Source organism: Leifsonia sp. SIMBA_070, assembly GCF_046534635.1.
Classification (GTDB): Bacteria; Actinomycetota; Actinomycetes; order Actinomycetales; family Microbacteriaceae; genus Leifsonia.
In genome coordinates, this window is record NZ_JAWRYK010000001.1 from 45,364 (window position 1) to 62,432 (window position 17,069).

The window sequence follows — 17,069 nt, forward strand, 5'->3', positions numbered from 1 at the left end:
TCTCCACCAGTGCTGCACAGATTGGACCCATAGTGCTCTCCTGGGCGCCCCGCTTCATCGCTCCCGACGGCGATTCCGACCCTGCCCGCGTCGTACGGATGCGCGCGGCTCTCGCCCCAGCGATCAGCGGCGACACGATCGTCAGCGCGGTGCTTCGACTGACGGCGTTGGGGGTGGTCGAGGCGCGGCTTGACGGGGCCCGGATCGGTTCCTCGGTCCTTACACCGGGGTGGTCGAGTTACCAATGGCGGCTCCGATACGCCGAGCACGACCTCGACCCGCACCTGTTGGGCGCTGGCTCCGTCCTCGAGCTGGACCTCGGAGCAGGCTGGTACGCCGGACGGCTGGGCTTCTATGGAAGCCGTGGACTGTACGGCGAACGAGCAGCAGCGGCGGCGGAGTTGACCATCACCTACGCTGACGGATCAACTCGGGTGGTGGTGACCGACGAATCCTGGGAGTGGGCTCCGTCCCCCAGCATCCGCGCGGACCTCTACGACGGTCAGGACATCGACGCCCGGGCCGGCGATCCGGCGACCTGGCGGGCTGTGACGACGGTTCCGACCCCTGCCGCAAGCATTGAGCCCTACGTCGGACCGCCGATCGAACGCCAGGAGTACCTCGAACCGCTGCGCATCTGGTATTCCCCTTCAGGACGATTGCTCATCGACTTCGGGCAAAATCTCGTCGGCTGGCTTCGTCTCAGCGTCCACGGTTCCCGTGGTTCGACGATCGTCGCACGCCATGCTGAGGTGCTCGAGGGCGGTGAGCTCGCCGTCAGGCCTTTGCGTACCGCCCGCGCCACGGACACGTTCATCTTGTCCGGCGGTCCGGATGTCTTCGAGCCGACCTTCACCTTCCACGGCTTCCGTTATGCCGAGATCACCGGCTGGACCGGATCCACCGCAGAGCTCCACGATGCGCTGCGAGCCGTGGTCATCGGGTCTTCGATGCGGCGAATCGGCCGGTTCTCGTCCTCCCACCCCCAACTCAACCGGTTCCACGAGAACGTCGTGTGGGGCATGCGAGGCAACTTCGTCGACGTGCCGACGGACTGCCCGCAGCGAGACGAGCGGCTCGGCTGGACCGGTGATCTGGCCGTGTTCGCGCCGACCGCCGTTTTCCTTTTCGACGCCCAAGATTTCCTCACCGATTGGATGCTGGACCTCACCGCAGAGACGGAATACACCGGAGGTGTCGTACCCTTCGTGGTCCCGAACATGTTCGCGTTGGAGCGCGGGGCCGAGAGCGACCCGGTGCTCGGGTCCCCATTCCCCACCGCAGTCTGGGGAGACGCGGCAGTCTGGGTGCCGTGGGCGCTCTTCCAACACGACGGAGACAAAGCGAGGCTGGGTCGCCTGTACCGTGCGATGACCTTGCACGGCGAGGCGGTCGCCCGCGTGCTGTCGGCGGACGGGGTCTGGGACCGGGGGTTCCAGTTCGGTGACTGGCTCGACCCGCTCGCGCCACCGGACGACCCCGCGGCCTCCCGCACACCCCCCACCCTCGTCGCCACGGCAAGCGGGTATCGGACATTCGGCATACTCGCCAGTGCGGCGGACATCCTTGGCCACGAGGCTGACGCCGAGCGGTGGCGTAGCATCGCCACGCGGGTGCGCGCGGGGTTCCGATCCCATTACGTTCACAACGGAGCGCTGCAGATCGAGACGGAGACTGCGTACGCGCTCGCCATCGTGTTCGGTCTCCTCACCGATGGTGAACGTGACACCGCGGGAGCCCGGCTGGCTGCACTGGTTCGTGCCAATGGCCACCGGATCAGCACCGGGTTCGCCGGCACGGCGTATCTGACGGAAGCGCTCTCGGAGTCCGGCTACGTCGACGATGCGTACGCTCTCCTGTTGCAGACGGAGTGCCCTTCCTGGCTGTATCAGGTGGAGATGGGCGCGACGACCGTTTGGGAGCGTTGGGATTCGATGCTCCCGGACGGCTCGGTGAACCCGGGGGAGATGACTTCCTTCAATCACTACGCGCTGGGGTCGGTCGCGGACTGGATGCACCGCACGGTTGGTGGGATCGCGCCGCTTGAACCGGGCTATCGACGGGTTCTGATCGCACCGCGCCCGGGTCCCGGACTGGAATGGTGCGAGACCTCGATTGAGCTGCCATCAGGGCCTGTCCGCGTTCGCTGGAGGGTCGTGGGGGACCTGGTGGCGCTTACGGTCGACACGGCAGCTCCGGCAGTCGTCCGATGGCGGGACCTCGCCGACATCGAACTTCCTCCTGGACACCATGAGCTGACGCTCAGTCGTTGATCCAGGACTCTCGGGGAGGCAGAAGCTCCTCGAGCGCCTCCCACGTCTCGTCCGGAATCTCTACTTCGAGCAGGGCGAGGTTCGCATCGATCCTCCCCGGGCTGGACGCTCCAACCAGCGTCGAGTGGATGCGCGCGTCGCGCAGCGAGAACTGGAGGGCCGCCGCGGCAAGCGGGATGCCCGCCCGGGCGCACAGGCCGTGCATGGCGGTTGCGGCCACGACCTGCTCCACCGTTCCCGAGCCGTAGGCATAGCGATCGCCCGATTGTGGTGTCCGGGCGAGGACACCTCCGCCGAATGGAGCCGCGTTGAGCACGCCCATCCCGCGTGCTGTCGCCTCCTCGATCAAGCGATCCGCCGTTCGGTCGACGAGGGTGAAGCGATTGTGGGTCAAGAGCACATCGAAGCACTCCGAGGCGACATATCGGGACATCTCCGCGGTTCGTCCACCGGCGATCCCGATCCCCCGGACCCGGCCCGAATCCCGAAGCTCGATCAGGCCGGCCACAGCTCCGCCCGGACCGAGGGCCTGTGTTGCGCTGACGTACATCTCCGGGTCGTGAAGCTGCAGGAGATGGACCGAATCGACGCCCAGCCGCGACAGGCTCTCGTCGAAGGATCGGAGCACCCGATCGCGGTCGAACCGTCCTGTGCCCGGCTCGGCGTCGACTTTGGTGGCCAGCACGAACCCTGGGGGCACCCCGCCAGAGAGGGCGATGGCCTCGCCGATGCGTAGCTCGCTGCGTCCTTCACCATAGTTGTTGGACGTGTCCAGAAGGTTTACCGGACTGGAGAACACACGCTGGACGGTGCGAATCGCGGACTCCCTGGTGGTGTCGTGACCGTAGAGCGCCGCGGAGCCGCCCATCGGACTTCCGCCGATCCCCAACGCCGTCACAACAAGTCCACTCGCCCCGAGGGGTCGCCGCGCAAGACGAGCCGGTTCGTGGGGTCGTCGCAGAGTTGCCAAGTCGATCGTCCTCGTCCTCAGAACGGGAGTGGGTGGAAACGCAGTGCAATCCTCGTACGCCGGAGTCGAGATCAGGCGGTTTTGCGCAACGATGGCCGGGCAAAAGGCCGCACCTGGCACTCTGGTTTCGATCATCACCTCCCGGTTCCGCCCCGGAAATCGTTTCCCGTGACCGGAGCCCAAGTGACCTCAGCTGCCCAGTCCATCAGCTCTTCGCCTCGCGTGCCCACGCGGCTTGTGGTCGTCCTTGGACTTCTCGCCGTGCTGGGTCCGCTGACGATCGATCTCTACCTGCCTGCCTTCCCTCAGATGCAGAGCGACCTGGATACGACACCGACCCAGATCCAGATCACCTTGAGCGCGGCGACTCTCGGATTCGCCCTCGGCCAGCTTGTGGTCGGACCGTGGAGCGACAGCGTCGGACGACGAATACCGCTCTTGATCGCCACCGCGACTCATGTGGGCGCCAGTCTCGCGATCGCGTCGGCTCCCGAGATCACCTGGATCCTCGCGCTGAGGGTGGTTCAGGGCGCTGGCGCGGCCGGAGGCGGGGTCGTGGCTCTCGCAATGATCCGTGATGTGGCGGACGGACGTCAGCTCATCAGGGGACTGGCGCGGGTGGCGCTCTTCACGGGTATCGCCCCCGTCGTGGCACCGTTCCTTGGGGCGGAACTCATGCAGCTTTTGGATTGGCGGGGCATCTTTGTGATCGTCGCCGTCTATGGCGCAGTCATGCTTGCTACCTGCGTTCTCTGGCTTCCCGAGACGCTTGCCGAGCAACACCGTTCGGATCGCCGCGACAGAGGAGCCGTCTGGCACTCGTACCGCATGCTTCTCGGAAACCGGCGGTTCGTCGGTGTCGCACTTATCGGTGGACTGATGGTGTCTTCGGTCTTCGCCTACTTGTCGGCCTCCTCTTTCCTGTTCCAGCAGAAGGTCGGATTGTCGCCGCAAGGGTACGGGCTGATTTCCGCAGGCAACGCTGTCGCCTTCGTCACCGGCACCCAGGTCTCCGCCATGTGCGCTCAGCGCAGATCGCCGGTTGCGGTGCTCACAGTCGTGCTGCCGACGATGGCATTGACGAGTCTCGGGCTGAGCGTACTTCCGTCGCTTCTGCCAGGGTTGCCTCCCATCGTCGTGATCATGCTGCTGTTCTTCGCCCTCGCGGGGGCATGCGGGCCGTGCTTGGGCGCAATCGGTCTGGGCGATCAGGCGGCACGCGCGGGCACCGCAGCAGCCGTGATGGGCGCCGCGAACTTTGGGCTCGCCGGACTGGCCGCGCCCCTTGTCGGCGTCCTCGGGGTCACGACCTTTGGCCCTCTCGGGCTCGTCATGGGATTCGCCATGGCTGTCGCGACACTGCTGCTGTGGCTCATGGTGGACACGAGGACTGGCGTTGCCCCGAGAGCGACACGCGCACACTCGGCTGAACGCCGGCACCGGAACCCACGCGAACGACAGACGAGGACCGGAGGATGAACGTTGGCGGTGCCCACTCCTTCCCCACGATTGTGGCTCTGGGCAGTTCTTTCGCGGCGGGCCCCGGCATCGCTCCGGTGGTGAACCGTGCGGCCGGTCGATCCGGCGAAAATGCGGCGCACCTCGTCAGCCGCAAGCTCGGTGGACGACTCATCGACGCAACGGTCTCCGGCGCGACGACGGCCACCATTTTGCACGGCGGACAGCGCGTTGGCCGGCGACGGTTCCTTCCGCAGATCGGAAGCGTCCGTCCGGACACGGATCTCGTCCTGCTGACGGCCGGCGGCAACGACCTCCAATACGTGGGTAGCCTGGCCGCACGTGCCCGAGCGAACGGTCTGATCCGCCGACCGCTCACTCGATCGCTGGGACGCCGGGCGCTTCGCCGCTCGCCGCTCATCCAACCCAGCGACGAGCAGGTCCAGCTCGCTATTGCGGGGCTCGAGCGAATCGTGATGGAGTGCTCACGTCGAGCGCCACGTGCCCGCATCATCCTGGTGGACTATCTCCCCGTCTTCGACGACGACAGCACGTCCGGGCCGGTTCTCCCCCTGACCGAGAGCGAGATCCGGCACTTCCGAGCAGTCGCCGCACAATTGTCCAGCCTCTTCGTGGTGGCCGCGAAGAGTACGGGCGCGGATCTAGTTCCCGCTTCGGCCTATGAATCCGGGCACGGCGCCGGAAGCGCGCAGCCCTACGTCCTCGGGTCCGAGACTCGGAAGGGCGACGGTGCGCCCTTCCATCCCACACGAGCAGGGATGCGCGCTGCGGCAGATGAAGTGCTGGCGCTCCTCGGTCGGCGTTCGGTCTAGCCGACCGTCCGCCGGCGGGGGTCGAAGTCGTCAGGAAGCGGAGCGGGCCGTTCTACAGTGCTGGCCAGATCGATCCAGCAGCGTTCCTCGGCCGATTCCTGGATGGAGATCATCACGTCAAGCACGTGGTAAGCCAGTGCACCCGACGCTCGCTGCGGTACTCCGCGTCGGATCGCACGGGCCATCTCCACGACCCCTGTCCCGCGGCCGATGCCGGATCCGTCGGCGGCGATCTCTCGCGGTGAGTCGTCGCCGAAGCTCCACAGGTAGTGGGTTCCGTCGAAGGCGTTGGGGTCCGAGATCGTGATGGCACCGCTGCTTCCGGTCACCTCGAGCAGAGGCTCGTAGGCGAAAGGCGAGTCGAAGCTGAATTCGGCTTGAGCGGTGACGCCGTTCTCGAACCGCAACAGCGCTGAGTACTGCGTGTCGATCTCCACCCGAATCTCCTCGCCGCGTCGCTCGCCCGAGCCGATCACCCTGGTCGAGCGTGGCCTGGTGGAGGTGGCGCTGACGGCTGCGATGGGCCCGAGCAGCTGCACCAACGCGGTCAGGTAGTAGGGGGCCATGTCGAACAGCGGACCGCCGCCTGCGGCATAGTAGAAATCCGGGCGCGGGTGCCATGGCTCTGGCCCGGGGCTGCGGAAAAAGGCGCGCGCTGTGACCGGCGAACCGATGAGCCCGTCGTTGATCGCGCGTAGTGCGGACTGGATGCCCGGACCGAGGAACGTGTCGGGTGCGCTGGCCACGCGGAGTCCTCTGGCCGCGGCTTCGGCGATGAGTTCTTCTCCCGATCGGCGGTCGAGGGCCAACGGCTTCTCGGACCAGACCGACTTCCCGGCTTCGAGGGCTTGCTTGGCCACCGGGGCGTGCGCTGCGGGAACGGTCAGATTGACCACGATCTCGATCTCATCCGAGTTGAGCAGGTCATCGACGGTGCCCGCATGGGGCACCCCGAAGCGCGATGCTTGGGCGCGCGCCCGGCCTGTGTCGATATCCGCGACGAAGTGGACTTCCACGTCCGGGAATCGGGTGAGGTTTTCGAGGTAGGTGGTGCTGATCGCACCGGCACCGATGATGCCGATACCCACTGGCCTGTTTCGCATCTCGCTCATCTCCGTCCGTCCAGTGCGATGACGACGCCCAGGCCGATCTTGAGGGCGTGGAAGACATCGCCGACATAGTCGTCGAACTCCAGGACGCGCAGGGCGTGGGGGGCGGCGTCGAGCGCCTCTGAGATCGAAACTTCGCCTGAGCCGACGGGCACCTGACTCTGCGACGGGGGATTCGGCATAACGGCGCCGTCCTTCACATGCATCAGGGCTACGCGTGTGCCCAGCCGCTTGAGCAGCGCGGAGACATCAGCGCCGCCGACCGCTGCCCAATAGATGTCGACCTCGAGGACGACTGCCGGATCAAGCTGCCCGGCGAAACGTTCGAGGGCGGTTTCCTCCGAGGTCCCGAGTTCCCACCAGTGGTTGTGGTATCCGACCTGCAGACCGCGAGCAGCCGCTTCGTGTGCGTGAGCGTTCAGCTGCTGTGCATAGTCGCTGATGGCTGCGGGGTCGTCCCACCCGTCACGCCGGCCGGAATCGATAAGGGTGTGTGTTCCGAGTGTCGCTGCGGCGGCGATGACCTCACTGAGATCGGTCCGTTCGAGGAGCGGGACGTGGGCGGAGGGAACGCTCAAGCCGAGTTGGGAGAGAGTTGCGGCGTGGTTCTCGGCGAGGTCGAAGATGTCGAAGGGCTCGACGGCTGTGAAGCCGGCCGCGCGAAGTCGACGCAATGTCCCGGTCGGGTCCGTCGCGAAATCGGCTCGGACGGACCAGAGCTGCACTGAATAGGTCATCGGTTGGGGACAGTCCTTTCGGGCACGACCGCCGTGGGCGGTGTCGCGCTATATGTGGTGGCGCGGAGGACGCCGGACAGGTGCAGGTTCTGCCGGATGGGGAAGAGGTCGGATTGGGTCTGGTTCACGATCGGCAGGCGGACCCACTCCCCGCCGCCGATCTCGTCGCCGTTCAGTCGTCGTCGCACCGTGAATCCGTCGTCTGCCCGCTCGAGCTCTTCGACGGCCGCCCAGGCTCCGCGCTGGCCTAGGCCGTTCAGGGGGCGGACAGCGAAACCGCGCCCGATGACGACGTAGCTGTCCTTCGTGATGCGCGCAACACAGCCGACGCCGTTCTGGGGCGAGGGGAAGATCTCTGACATGTGCTTCGATGTGACCTCGAGCGAACCGTCGAAGAGTTCACGCGAGGGCTCCTGCGCGGTCAGCGTGAATCCGCGGAGTTCGGCATCGGGATGCTGCGCCAAAACGGTGCCGAGCGCGGCGAGGAGTGCGAAGGCGTCGCGAACCTCGTCATAGTGGGCGTCGTCCTCCCGCATGAGGTCGAAGGCAAAGGGCGCAACGCCGGCCGCGCCCAGCTGGCCGACGGCTCTGAACATCTGCTCCACACCGGTGCGGTTGCACTGCATCTCGGGGATGAACAGGACGCCGCCGATTGCGCGATACGCTTCGGCGATCGTGTCGAAGCTGCCGAAGTAGAGGTCCGGTGCGAGGAAGTCGAGCGACGGGGCGAGTGCACGCCAGATGCTCGCGGTGTGCCGCAGCGGTCCTCCACTGGGGTACTCTCCGGGGCGGACCCCGCCGGCCAGGGCGAAGTCGGTGTCCCCGCCGTCGCTTTCGGCGTTCGCGTCGACCCAGGCGTTCACGAACAGCGGGACGTCGAATTCTTCGCGGCCGGCGCGGGCGACGGTCTCAATGTAGCTCGCGTATGCGCTTGTCATGAACGCTTCTTCCGCCTCGTCCCCAAGCAGGCTCGACCAGTCTGCAGACTTGTGCCGGCTTCCGAGTTGGAGGGCGTCGAAAAGGCGTCCTGAACCGGACGCTGCGATGGCGTCTCGGACCTCGGTCGGTACAGGCTGGTTCCATCTGGACTCGGCGAGCGGGCTACGGTCCCGCGCGTCGCTCAGCACACCGACCTCGTTCTCGACTTGCACCATGAGGATGGTCTTGCCGTCGTCGACACTGGCAAGGTGCCGCATGAGCGCAGCGAACGCATGAGCGTCGGCGTCGCGAGCGAGGTCGGAGAACGGCGTCACTGCCTCGAGGATCAGTCCGTCGGAGTTGAGGATCCGCGGGAAGCGTTGGGGATCGCCCTTCACCCAGATCGGGGCGTAGGTCGACATTCCGTTCTTCCAGGTGCCGAACCACAACGGGATCAGGTGCAGGCCGCGAACCCGGGCGGCGTTGACCAGGGCGTCGACGAGGGAGAAGTCGAATCGTCCTTCCTCGGGTTCGATCGATTCCCAGGCGACGGGCGCGAGCACGGTCTCGACGCCGAGCCGGATTGCCGCGTCGAGCGCGGTTTCGATCGCGGCCGGCGTGCTCGATCCGGAGTTGTGGACTTCCCCGGCGACCAGGAGGAGCGGCCGGCCGTGCAACATGTATCGGCCGTTGATGAAGCAGCGATGCGGTGGGGGCATGAATCTCTCCAAGGGGATGCGTGAGGTGAAAAGCCGATCGGAGACCGAGCCGACTCAGATTCCGACCACGTGGCTGAGAGCCGACACGATCCGTTGACCGCGGGCCCAATCGCCCATGCGGTTGGTCAGATACGCCACGGCGATACGCGTTTCGGGATCGGCGAACGCGACTTGCCCGCCGGCGCCGTCATGGCCGAACGAACGAGGGGTGAGGTATCGCTCCCAGTCCGAGGGAATCATCACGCCGGCGCCCCACGACTGGTAGGGAGGGGGACTGACGGGGAACCTTCCGGGTCCCGAGCTCCTGGGGCTGCTCAAGGTCGCGATCATCTCGTCGCTGATGGATCGGTAGCCCAGGGTCGGTGTCACTGTCGATGACCAGATGCGGGCCAAACCTGAGGCGGTGGCCACTCCGCCCACTCCCGCGAGCACGTGGTGGAACACTTCCGGGCGGTTCAAGTCGGGGATACCGATCCCACCGCCGAGTGTCATCGCGCGGTCGTGCCAGTACGCTGCTTCCGGATCGGCGATGGGCTCTTGGTCCGCGAACTGGCTGACTTCTCCTTCCGCGTCGATCCAATGGCTGAGTCGCGGGGACTGTTCATCGCCGAGCCCGAAGAACACCTCGGCTTGCAATGGGACGGCGAGTTCGGTTTGGAGGAATTGGGAGATCGGCACGCCGGCGCTTCGGGCTACGAGTTGTTCGGTGAAGACGCCGTGTGACAGCGCGTGGTAGTGATGGTTGGTCCCTGGCTCCCACAGGGGCTCCTGCGCGGCGAGGGCATCGGCGAGGGTGGCGCCGTCGAGGACCTGCTCCTGGGTCAGGTCGACCCGGGGTGCGGAGACACCGCCTCGGTGGGCGAGTGCGTCACCGATGGTCAGCGAGTCCTTCCCGTTGGCCGCGAACTCCGGCCAGATCGCGGCCACTGGTGTTTCGAACGACTCGATCAGTCCTCGCTCGACGAGCCGTGCGACCAGCAGGCTGGCGACTCCTTTTGAGCACGAGAAGATCGGTTGCAGGGTGCGCTCGGTGAACGGCTCGCCGGTGCGGTGGTCCGCTATGCCCCCATGGACCTCGATGACCGGTCGGCCCTCGATCCAGACGGACAGGGCGCCGCCGGTCTGACCATCGTCCGGAATAGTCGAGGCGAAAGCGTGGACGACGGACCCGAAGCCTGGTTCGCTCCACCCTCGAACCGCGTTGGCGGCCGTGCCGCCGGAGGGGGTCTCAGTGTTGGCCGTCATGCACGGTCTCTTTCTCTCGTGGTGTTCGTCGACGTGAGCTGTAGTTCGATGTCAACCCGCTGCATAGGTGAAGGAGATCAGTCGCCCACGGGAGATTCCTGCGCCGACGGCCAGCATCCTTCCGGTGAATCCGGCGGCCACTTCTGTCGACAGGTAGCGTCCGTCTAGTCGTCCGAGCTCGTGATCCACACCGTCGTCGTCGACGACGGACAGCACGATGTCGTCGGGACCGGCCAAGCGCAGGGGCTTCGGACGGGGCCGTGGCGCAACGCTCCTGACGCGCAGGACGGTCCGCTCTCCGGCGAGGGGGAAAGATCCGAGCGAATGCTGGATGCCCCCAACCCGTGCGAGAGCTCGGACGACGCCGTCATCGACGGCCAGTCCGTACCAGTGGCTGTCATCGACGCGGAGCTGGAGTCGAGCGGACCCGGTGACGACGGCATCTGCAGTCCATTGCAGATCCCGTACCCGTGTGCACAGCAGGCCACGCGACTCGGGCGAATGCAGCAACTCGAGGCCACCGTCCGACGATGGGCGAACGACGCGTTCCGCTTCGCTTCCCGGCGTCACCCACCTATCAGCCAATCGTGCTGCGCGGAAGTCGTCGAAGAAGGAGTTATCCGATAGGGGGATATCGAACGCCGACTCATTGAATACCGGCCAGCCGTCGACCCAGTCGATACCAGAGAGGAATGTTTCCCGTCCGAGCACATGGAAGCCTGGTGTCGATCCGCGGTTCCGTACGCCGAGATACACCGCGGCCCAGCTCCCGTCGGTGTGTTGGACCAAATCGGCGTGACCGACGTTCTGGACCGGATGCGAGACCACGCTGCGCCGGGAGAAGATGGGGTTTCCGGGGTGGGCTTCGAACGGCCCGCTCGGATGTGGGGCGCGCGCGATGGTCACCGAGTGGCCGCGCTCCGTGCCGCCCTCTGCGAGCATCAGATACCAGGTTCCGTCCACGTGGTACAGGTGCGGTCCTTCGGCTGCGTCCAGCCCGCTTCCCTGCCAGATCGGGTAGGGCTCATCGAGCAGTGCGCCTGATTCGAGGTCGATGCGAGACTGCAGGATGCCCGTCTCGGACATGAAATCCATCGCTTTCCAGCTCAGGAAGCAATTTCCCTCGGTGTCCCAGCAGAGGTCGGGGTCGATGCCGATGGCGTCACCGACGAAGACGGGTTCCGACCAAGGCCCAGCGGGGTCGGTTGCGGAGACCACGACCTGGCCGGAGGCGAAGTCGCTGACGTTGGTCGTGATGTACCAGAAGCGGCCCTGGTGGTGGCGGAGGGTTCCGGCGTAGATCCCGGTCGATTCGGCACCGTCACCGCGGTGGAACTGAGTTCGCCGAGAAAGTATGTGGCCGATCTGCGACCAGTTGAGCAGGTCTCTGCTGTGAAAGAGCGGAACACCGGGGAAGTACTCGAAACTGGAGGTTGCGAGGTAATAGTCCTCACCGACCCGGCAGATGGTCGGGTCCGGGTAGAAGCCCGGGAGGATGGGTTCGGTGGCGCCGTTGCCAGGTCGACTGGTTGATCGCTGGGTGCCGGATTCCTCGCGTGTCGGACTGGATAACACAGGCGACCTCCTTGTGAATCGTGTGGAGCGGTCTTCGGGTGGTGCAAGACAACGTCCGCCGCCCCGTCCTCTGACGAGGCGGCGGACGCAGAGGACTGCAACCGATTTACTGGACGCCCTTGTCGTATGCCGCTTGGATCTTGGCGAGGGTGCCGTCGACAGTGTCGTTGCCCAGCAGCATCGACTGGATCGACTGGTTGATGGCCGGCTGGGTCGCCGCGTTCGGCCACACCGGCAGCTTGGTGAAGGTGCCCGCGTCGATGTACTTCGCGAACTCTTCGAGTGCCGCTGGGGCCTTGTAACCCTTTTGCGGAATCGCAGGGAGGGCGGCGAAGGCGGCGGCGTGCTTTGCGATCTGGTCCGGCTCGGAGAGGAACTCGAGGAATGCCTGGGCAGCGACGGGGTTCTTGGCTTTGGCGTTCACGGCGATGGTGTATCCCAGAAGCGCGGTCGCAAAGGTGTCCTTTGCGTTGTTTGTCGCGGGCATCGGAGCGAAGACGAAGCTGTCTTTCGGTGCTTTTGCCTCGACGGCGCCGATGACAGCCGAGACGTCGACGATACCCAGGGCTTTGCCCGCAGCGACCTCATCGCCACCTTGGTTTCGATCGCGACCGAGCGCGCCCTCACCGAAGCAGCCCTTGTCCTGCATCTTCTTATAGATCTCCAGCTGGTCCTTCCAACCGGATTTTGCGAAGTTGAAAGTGCCGGCGGGAGTCTGCTTGGCTGCATCCGGGTGCGGGCCGTAGACCAGTGAAGCGGTCTGCGCGTATGAAAGCATCTGCGGCCCGGAGAGTGCGTCGCCGAGCCCCTGCGCGTAGGCGTAGACGCCTGCCTTCTTCGCGGCGGCGCAGAGGGTGTAGACCTCGTCGATCGTGGTCGGGATCTTGAGTCCGAGCTTGTCGAGAGTGCTCTGGTTGTAGATGGCGCCCATACCCTGCGCGATGCCGGGGTACGCGTAGGTCTTGCCTTTGTAGTCCACCTCGCTCTTCCACTGGTCAGGGATCGTCTTGGTCCACGCCGAGGAGGAGATGTCGAGGAGCCGGCCCTGGGACGCGAGGGTAACGACGTTGGTGCCGCCGCCGGCACCGGGTGTGCCGCCGGGGAATGTGATGAGGAGGTCTGGGGCCGTTCCGGCCTGAAGCTGAGTGCTGAGGACACCGCCCAGGTCTCCGCCCTGGTAGGAGATGTCCATCTTGACTCCGGGATGCTTCTTCTCGAAGGCTTTTGCGATCGGATCGATCGAGTCCTTGAAGGTCGAGTCCCAGATGCCCGTCACCGTTCCGGTGATCTTTCCGTCGGAGCTTGCGGGGGCGGGGCTGGCGCTGCCGGAGCAGCCGGCAAGGAGGCTGCCGGTCATGACTAGCGCGCCGATGGCTAGTCCAGTTCGAATCTTCATCGATCCTGCTTTCTGTGAGTGCTGGTGGTGGTTGGGGGTGATGCCGACCGGTTCGGGACCGGAAGCGCTGGTTGTAGCGGGTCGCGCCAGAGGCGTCAGCCCTTGAGGCCTCCTGCGAAGCCTTGGATGACGTACCGCTGGAAGAGGAGGTAGATCGTCAGCACAGGGACCATCGAAATGATCAGCGCGGCGAAGATGAGCGACCAGTTGGTCGAGTAGGCGCCGACGAACTGGTAGATCGCGACAGGAATGGTGGTGATTCCGCTACCGGCGAGGTAGAGCAGTGGGCTGAAGAAGTCGTTCCAGATGCCGACGCCGATGAGGATGATGAGGGTTCCGAGCACTGGTCGAAGCAGCGGCAGGACGACGTGGAGGAACACTTGCGAGTCACGGCATCCGTCGATCCGTGCCGCTTCCTCGAATTCCAGGGGAACGCTGGAGCGAAGGAAGGTCGTGGTCAGGAAGATCGCGAACGGCATGTTGCCGCCCACGTACAGGACGATGAGTGCCCAGGGGGTGCCGAGCAGGCCCAAGTCGCGCATTGTCAGATAGAGCGGAAGCAGAGCAACCTGCGCCGGCAGGAGCAAGCCGATGAGGAAGAAGTAGAAGGTCGTCGTCGAGAGCTTTGCCGTCGATCGCGCGAGCGGGTACGCCGCCATCGTCGAGATGATCAGGATGGCGAGGCAGGACACGGTCGTGATGAGCATGCTGGTCACGATGGCTGAGGGCAGTCCCGACTGGGCCCAGACTTGGGCGAAGTTGTCACCTGTGGCGTGGATGCTCGGGACGAACGCCGGCGTGAAGTCACCAGCGGGCCGGATCGCCAGGTTGACGAGAAGGTAGACAGGAATCAGAAACAGGAGACTGCTGCCGTAGGAGAAGGCGTAGGCGCCGGCGCGACCGGCCTTGAGGGCGTTCATACGTTTCTCTCCTGACGTCGGAGCACGGCGAATTGCACGAGCGAGAGGATGGCGACACCGATAGCGAGAACGACCGCCAGAGCGGCGGAGAGCCCGTAGTCGCCAAATTGTGAGAAGTATTTGAAGATGAGGGTCGAGATCGTCTCCGTCGAGCCGGCCGGTCCGCCACCTGTGATGGCGAAGATCTGATCGAAGATTTTCAGGCCGCCGATCAACCCGATCATGAGGTTGATGGTCACAGCGGGTGCCAGTAGCGGCAGGGTGATGTGCCGGAACTTCGCCCACGTTCCCGCGCCGTCCAGGGAAGCCGCCTCGAGCAGCTCGGGTGGCACCCCCTGGAGTCCTGCGAGGTAGATGATCATCGTCGATCCGGTGAACTGCCACACGACGACCAGAATGATGATCCACAAGGCGGAAGTCGGATTGCCGAGGAAGTCGATCTGCTGCACACCGAACGACTTCAAGGCGACGTTGATCGCGCCGGTTCCCGGGGGCCCGAAGATGTACTTGAAGAGGTATCCGACCACGAGGGGTGACACCACCATCGGCGCGAAGATGATGGTTCGAAGGACGTTTCTTCCTCTGAGACGCCCGTTGAGCATCATCGCCAGGAGAAGTCCGATCACGTTCTGAACGAGGACGGTGGCGACCGCGATGAAGAGCGTTCTCAGGGCCGCGGCGCCGGAATCCCCATGGAAGAGGGTCACGAAGTTGTCGAATCCGATGAAGTTCGGATCGAGCTTGAAGGCCGACCAATTGGTCAGGGCCATGTAACCGCCCTGGACGGTCGGGATGATGACGATGAGCAGGTAGACGGCGACCGCGGGCAGGGCGAACCACCACAGTGCGCGCCCGACGGAACTGCGTCGGCGGCGTGGCCTGCGCGTCTCGGTCGGGGTCACCGGCGCGATGTCGGGAGTCTGGAGCGTCGTCGTCATTGACCTACCTGCTTGGAGCTGTGGGTTCGGGGCCGCGGTGGGGTGGGCTGCGTCCGGGGGATCGCGGGTTAGTGGTGTGATCGTACGTCGATGACCTGTAGTGACGCGTAGCGTTTGCGCAATAAGATGTGACTCAGGTCGGGAGGGAGAACGGGCCGATGCAGAACGCCGGACGCGTTTCGATGGCGGATGTCGCGGCCGCAGCAGGTGTGTCCCTGTCCACTGTGTCCCGTGCCCTCTCGGGTCGGGGGGACCTGCCTGCGGATACGCGTTCTCGGGTCCAGATCGTGGCTCGAGAGCTCGGGTATCAACGGAGCCCGACACCTCGTGGACGACCGTCGACGACGGACCCGCGCATGATCGAGCTCGTCCTCGGTGTTTTCGATGACCCGTGGACGGATGAAGTTGCCAGCGGAGCTCGGTCCGCTGCCGCCCGACTCGGTTACGACCTCGTCCTCACCTCCGAACGTGACGACCCTGCTGACGACTGGCCTACGCGCGCCGCTGCCCGGAAGTCGGGTGGCATCATCCTCGGTCTGATCCGCCCGACCCAACGTCAGTTGGCGCAGTTGCGCGGCTTCAACATCCCGGTGGTGCTGCTTGACCCGCGCTCTGATGCGCATGGGGAATTGGAGAGCATCGGCACGACGGATGAGGCTGGTGGGTATGACGCCGGCATCCATCTGGCCGAGCTCGGAATCCGACGCTTCATCGTGGTCGTCGGCCATCCGCCGTTCCGGTTCGGTCGAGCTCGTGAGGCCGGCTTCCGGCGCGGTATCGAGGAGCGCGTCCCGGACGCTGAGGTGACGACCGTCAAGGCTTCGTGGACGGACGCCGATCTCGCACCCGCGTTTCGCCCGCTACTGAGCAACGCATCGCTCCCGGTCGGAGTGTTCACCTGCAATGACGCCATGGCAGCCGGGGTGTACCGAGCGGCGAAGACGCTGGGCCTGCGGATCCCGGAGGACCTGTCCGTTGTCGGGTTCGACGACACCCCTCTCGCGGTCTCCCTCGTACCGCCGCTCACAACCATTCGTCAGCCGATCCGCCAGATGGCATCGCGGGCGGTCGAGTTCATTCAGGAAGTCCGATCCGGTACTGCCCGGCCGGGTGAGCGCATCGAGCTTCCCACCAAGTTGATCGTGCGTGAATCAACGTGTGCGCCTGGGAGTCGATAGCCCCTGTCCTTGGGGCTGGAGGTGGAGCACCTGTGGAGTGATTGCGAAGAACCGCTCCCACTCGCTCTCGATCTCTCCGCCGGGGACGACCGGCCCGGCTGGTGCCCCGTATCCTCCGCGGCCCGGCCGCCGGCACTGCGACGCCGGTCACGGACGTTCCGTTCGGTCTAAAACGGAATCACGAGCGTAGGTACTCGAGGAAGGGCGCTACGTGCGCTTCCATGTCGATAGTGGGGTCGTAAAGCCATTGCAGCTGCAGACCTCTGATCATCGCGGTGAGTTGGCGAGTGGCGATATCGAGGTCAAGGTCGGGGCGGATGCGCCCGCGATCGCGTTCCCGTTCGAGTTCACGGTTGACGTCGATGTTGAGCTGGTTGATGCGCTGTTTCATGTAGCGGTGCGCGGGGTGTTCGGGGCGGATGCTTTCAGCTTGCATAGTTGCGTCGAGCAGGACGAGGCCGGGTGTCGTTTCGCTTTGCCTGATCAGTTCGGGGAGAAGGTCCAGGATGCCCCGCTCGGCGAGCGCCTTCTCTAGCAAGGGGAGGTCGTTCTCGGTCTGCTTGTCGAAGACGGCTTCGAGGAGATCTTCTTTCGCGGGGAAGTGGTAGCTCAGGGCGGCGTGGCTGACGCCCAGTTCTTCCGCGATCTTGCGGAGGGAGAGCCGCTGGAACCCTTGGTTGGCGAAGAGGTCGAACGCCTGGTTGACGAACTCTTCCCGACGTTGCTGGCCGTTCGCGTACCGGCCCCGCCTGCCTTTCGCTCGCTCGGCCGGTGGCTCTGTGGTTGTCACGGGCTCCTCC

At 65.3% G+C, this 17,069-nt stretch carries 14 protein-coding genes; 4 read left to right on the forward strand and 10 right to left on the reverse strand.

Annotated elements, in window-relative coordinates; all coding sequences use genetic code 11:
• The first annotated feature begins 98 nt into the window (after nucleotides 1-98).
• Nucleotides 99-2,273: a family 78 glycoside hydrolase catalytic domain gene (locus tag SB754_RS00190; RefSeq protein ID WP_410780334.1), complete on the forward strand. Its 2,175-nt coding sequence runs from the start codon at nucleotides 99-101 to the stop codon at nucleotides 2,271-2,273.
• On the opposite strand, the gene SB754_RS00195 is transcribed toward SB754_RS00190, so the two are convergent.
• Entirely contained in the window at nucleotides 2,263-3,243 is a 981-nt protein-coding gene (locus tag SB754_RS00195) for an aldo/keto reductase (RefSeq protein WP_410783234.1), read from the reverse strand. The genes SB754_RS00190 and SB754_RS00195 overlap by 11 nt on opposite strands.
• A 237-nt stretch (nucleotides 3,244-3,480) precedes the next feature.
• Here SB754_RS00195 and SB754_RS00200 point away from each other — a divergent pair, with 237 nt between their 5' ends.
• On the forward strand, nucleotides 3,481-4,722 hold the full coding sequence (locus SB754_RS00200; RefSeq protein ID WP_410783235.1) for a multidrug effflux MFS transporter: 1,242 nt from the start codon (nucleotides 3,481-3,483) through the stop codon (nucleotides 4,720-4,722).
• A complete protein-coding gene (locus SB754_RS00205) occupies nucleotides 4,719-5,534 on the forward strand; it encodes an SGNH/GDSL hydrolase family protein (protein ID WP_410780335.1) in 816 nt (271 codons plus the stop codon). Before SB754_RS00200 ends, SB754_RS00205 begins: the two co-directional genes overlap by 4 nt.
• On the opposite strand, the gene SB754_RS00210 is transcribed toward SB754_RS00205, so the two are convergent.
• The 8 genes from SB754_RS00210 to SB754_RS00245 all read right to left on the reverse strand — a co-directional run bounded on the left by SB754_RS00210 (nucleotide 5,531) and on the right by SB754_RS00245 (nucleotide 15,091).
• Entirely contained in the window at nucleotides 5,531-6,637 is a 1,107-nt protein-coding gene (locus SB754_RS00210) for a Gfo/Idh/MocA family protein (protein WP_410780336.1), read from the reverse strand. The genes SB754_RS00205 and SB754_RS00210 overlap by 4 nt on opposite strands.
• A 5-nt stretch (nucleotides 6,638-6,642) precedes the next feature.
• Nucleotides 6,643-7,380, reverse strand: coding sequence for a sugar phosphate isomerase/epimerase family protein (locus SB754_RS00215; protein WP_410780338.1), 738 nt, complete (start codon nucleotides 7,378-7,380; stop codon nucleotides 6,643-6,645).
• Complete coding sequence (locus SB754_RS00220; protein WP_410780339.1) at nucleotides 7,377-9,017, reverse strand: DUF5597 domain-containing protein; 1,641 nt, start codon at nucleotides 9,015-9,017, stop codon at nucleotides 7,377-7,379. The genes SB754_RS00215 and SB754_RS00220 overlap by 4 nt, the downstream gene beginning before the upstream one ends.
• A 54-nt stretch (nucleotides 9,018-9,071) precedes the next feature.
• A complete protein-coding gene (locus tag SB754_RS00225; RefSeq protein WP_410780340.1) occupies nucleotides 9,072-10,262 on the reverse strand; it encodes a serine hydrolase domain-containing protein in 1,191 nt (396 codons plus the stop codon).
• Nucleotides 10,263-10,313: 51 nt separating this feature from the next.
• A complete protein-coding gene (locus tag SB754_RS00230; RefSeq protein WP_410780341.1) occupies nucleotides 10,314-11,837 on the reverse strand; it encodes a family 43 glycosylhydrolase in 1,524 nt (507 codons plus the stop codon).
• Between the two features lie 106 nt (nucleotides 11,838-11,943).
• A complete protein-coding gene (locus SB754_RS00235) occupies nucleotides 11,944-13,194 on the reverse strand; it encodes an ABC transporter substrate-binding protein (RefSeq protein WP_410780342.1) in 1,251 nt (416 codons plus the stop codon).
• 134 nt (nucleotides 13,195-13,328) lie between these two features.
• The gene (locus tag SB754_RS00240) at nucleotides 13,329-14,153 is read right to left on the reverse strand and encodes a carbohydrate ABC transporter permease (RefSeq protein WP_410780343.1); all 825 of its coding nucleotides are present in this window, start codon (nucleotides 14,151-14,153) and stop codon (nucleotides 13,329-13,331) included.
• Nucleotides 14,150-15,091: a carbohydrate ABC transporter permease gene (locus tag SB754_RS00245; protein ID WP_410780344.1), complete on the reverse strand. Its 942-nt coding sequence runs from the start codon at nucleotides 15,089-15,091 to the stop codon at nucleotides 14,150-14,152. The genes SB754_RS00240 and SB754_RS00245 overlap by 4 nt, the downstream gene beginning before the upstream one ends.
• Before the next feature lie 182 nt (nucleotides 15,092-15,273).
• Here SB754_RS00245 and SB754_RS00250 point away from each other — a divergent pair, with 182 nt between their 5' ends.
• Complete coding sequence (locus tag SB754_RS00250) at nucleotides 15,274-16,269, forward strand: LacI family DNA-binding transcriptional regulator (RefSeq protein ID WP_410783236.1); 996 nt, start codon at nucleotides 15,274-15,276, stop codon at nucleotides 16,267-16,269.
• 178 nt (nucleotides 16,270-16,447) lie between these two features.
• Here the strand turns inward: SB754_RS00250 and SB754_RS00255 are convergent, their stop codons facing one another.
• The gene (locus SB754_RS00255; protein ID WP_410780345.1) at nucleotides 16,448-17,059 is read right to left on the reverse strand and encodes a TetR/AcrR family transcriptional regulator; all 612 of its coding nucleotides are present in this window, start codon (nucleotides 17,057-17,059) and stop codon (nucleotides 16,448-16,450) included.
• Between the last annotated feature and the right edge of the window lie 10 nt (nucleotides 17,060-17,069).

Bases quoted from the DNA above. Each gene is read 5' to 3' on its own strand.
- SB754_RS00190 (WP_410780334.1), top strand. From the start codon at position 99: ATGCGCGCGGCTCTCGCCCCAGCGATCAGCGGCGACACGATCGTCAGC.
- SB754_RS00205 (WP_410780335.1), top strand. From the start codon at position 4,719: ATGAACGTTGGCGGTGCCCACTCCTTCCCCACGATTGTGGCTCTGGGC.
- SB754_RS00210 (WP_410780336.1), bottom strand. From the start codon at position 6,637: ATGCGAAACAGGCCAGTGGGTATCGGCATCATCGGTGCCGGTGCGATC.
- SB754_RS00215 (WP_410780338.1), bottom strand. From the start codon at position 7,380: ATGACCTATTCAGTGCAGCTCTGGTCCGTCCGAGCCGATTTCGCGACG.
- SB754_RS00220 (WP_410780339.1), bottom strand. From the start codon at position 9,017: ATGCCCCCACCGCATCGCTGCTTCATCAACGGCCGATACATGTTGCAC.
- SB754_RS00225 (WP_410780340.1), bottom strand. From the start codon at position 10,262: ATGACGGCCAACACTGAGACCCCCTCCGGCGGCACGGCCGCCAACGCG.
- SB754_RS00235 (WP_410780342.1), bottom strand. From the start codon at position 13,194: ATGACCGGCAGCCTCCTTGCCGGCTGCTCCGGCAGCGCCAGCCCCGCC.
- SB754_RS00240 (WP_410780343.1), bottom strand. From the start codon at position 14,153: ATGAACGCCCTCAAGGCCGGTCGCGCCGGCGCCTACGCCTTCTCCTAC.
- SB754_RS00245 (WP_410780344.1), bottom strand. From the start codon at position 15,091: ATGACGACGACGCTCCAGACTCCCGACATCGCGCCGGTGACCCCGACC.
- SB754_RS00250 (WP_410783236.1), top strand. From the start codon at position 15,274: ATGGCGGATGTCGCGGCCGCAGCAGGTGTGTCCCTGTCCACTGTGTCC.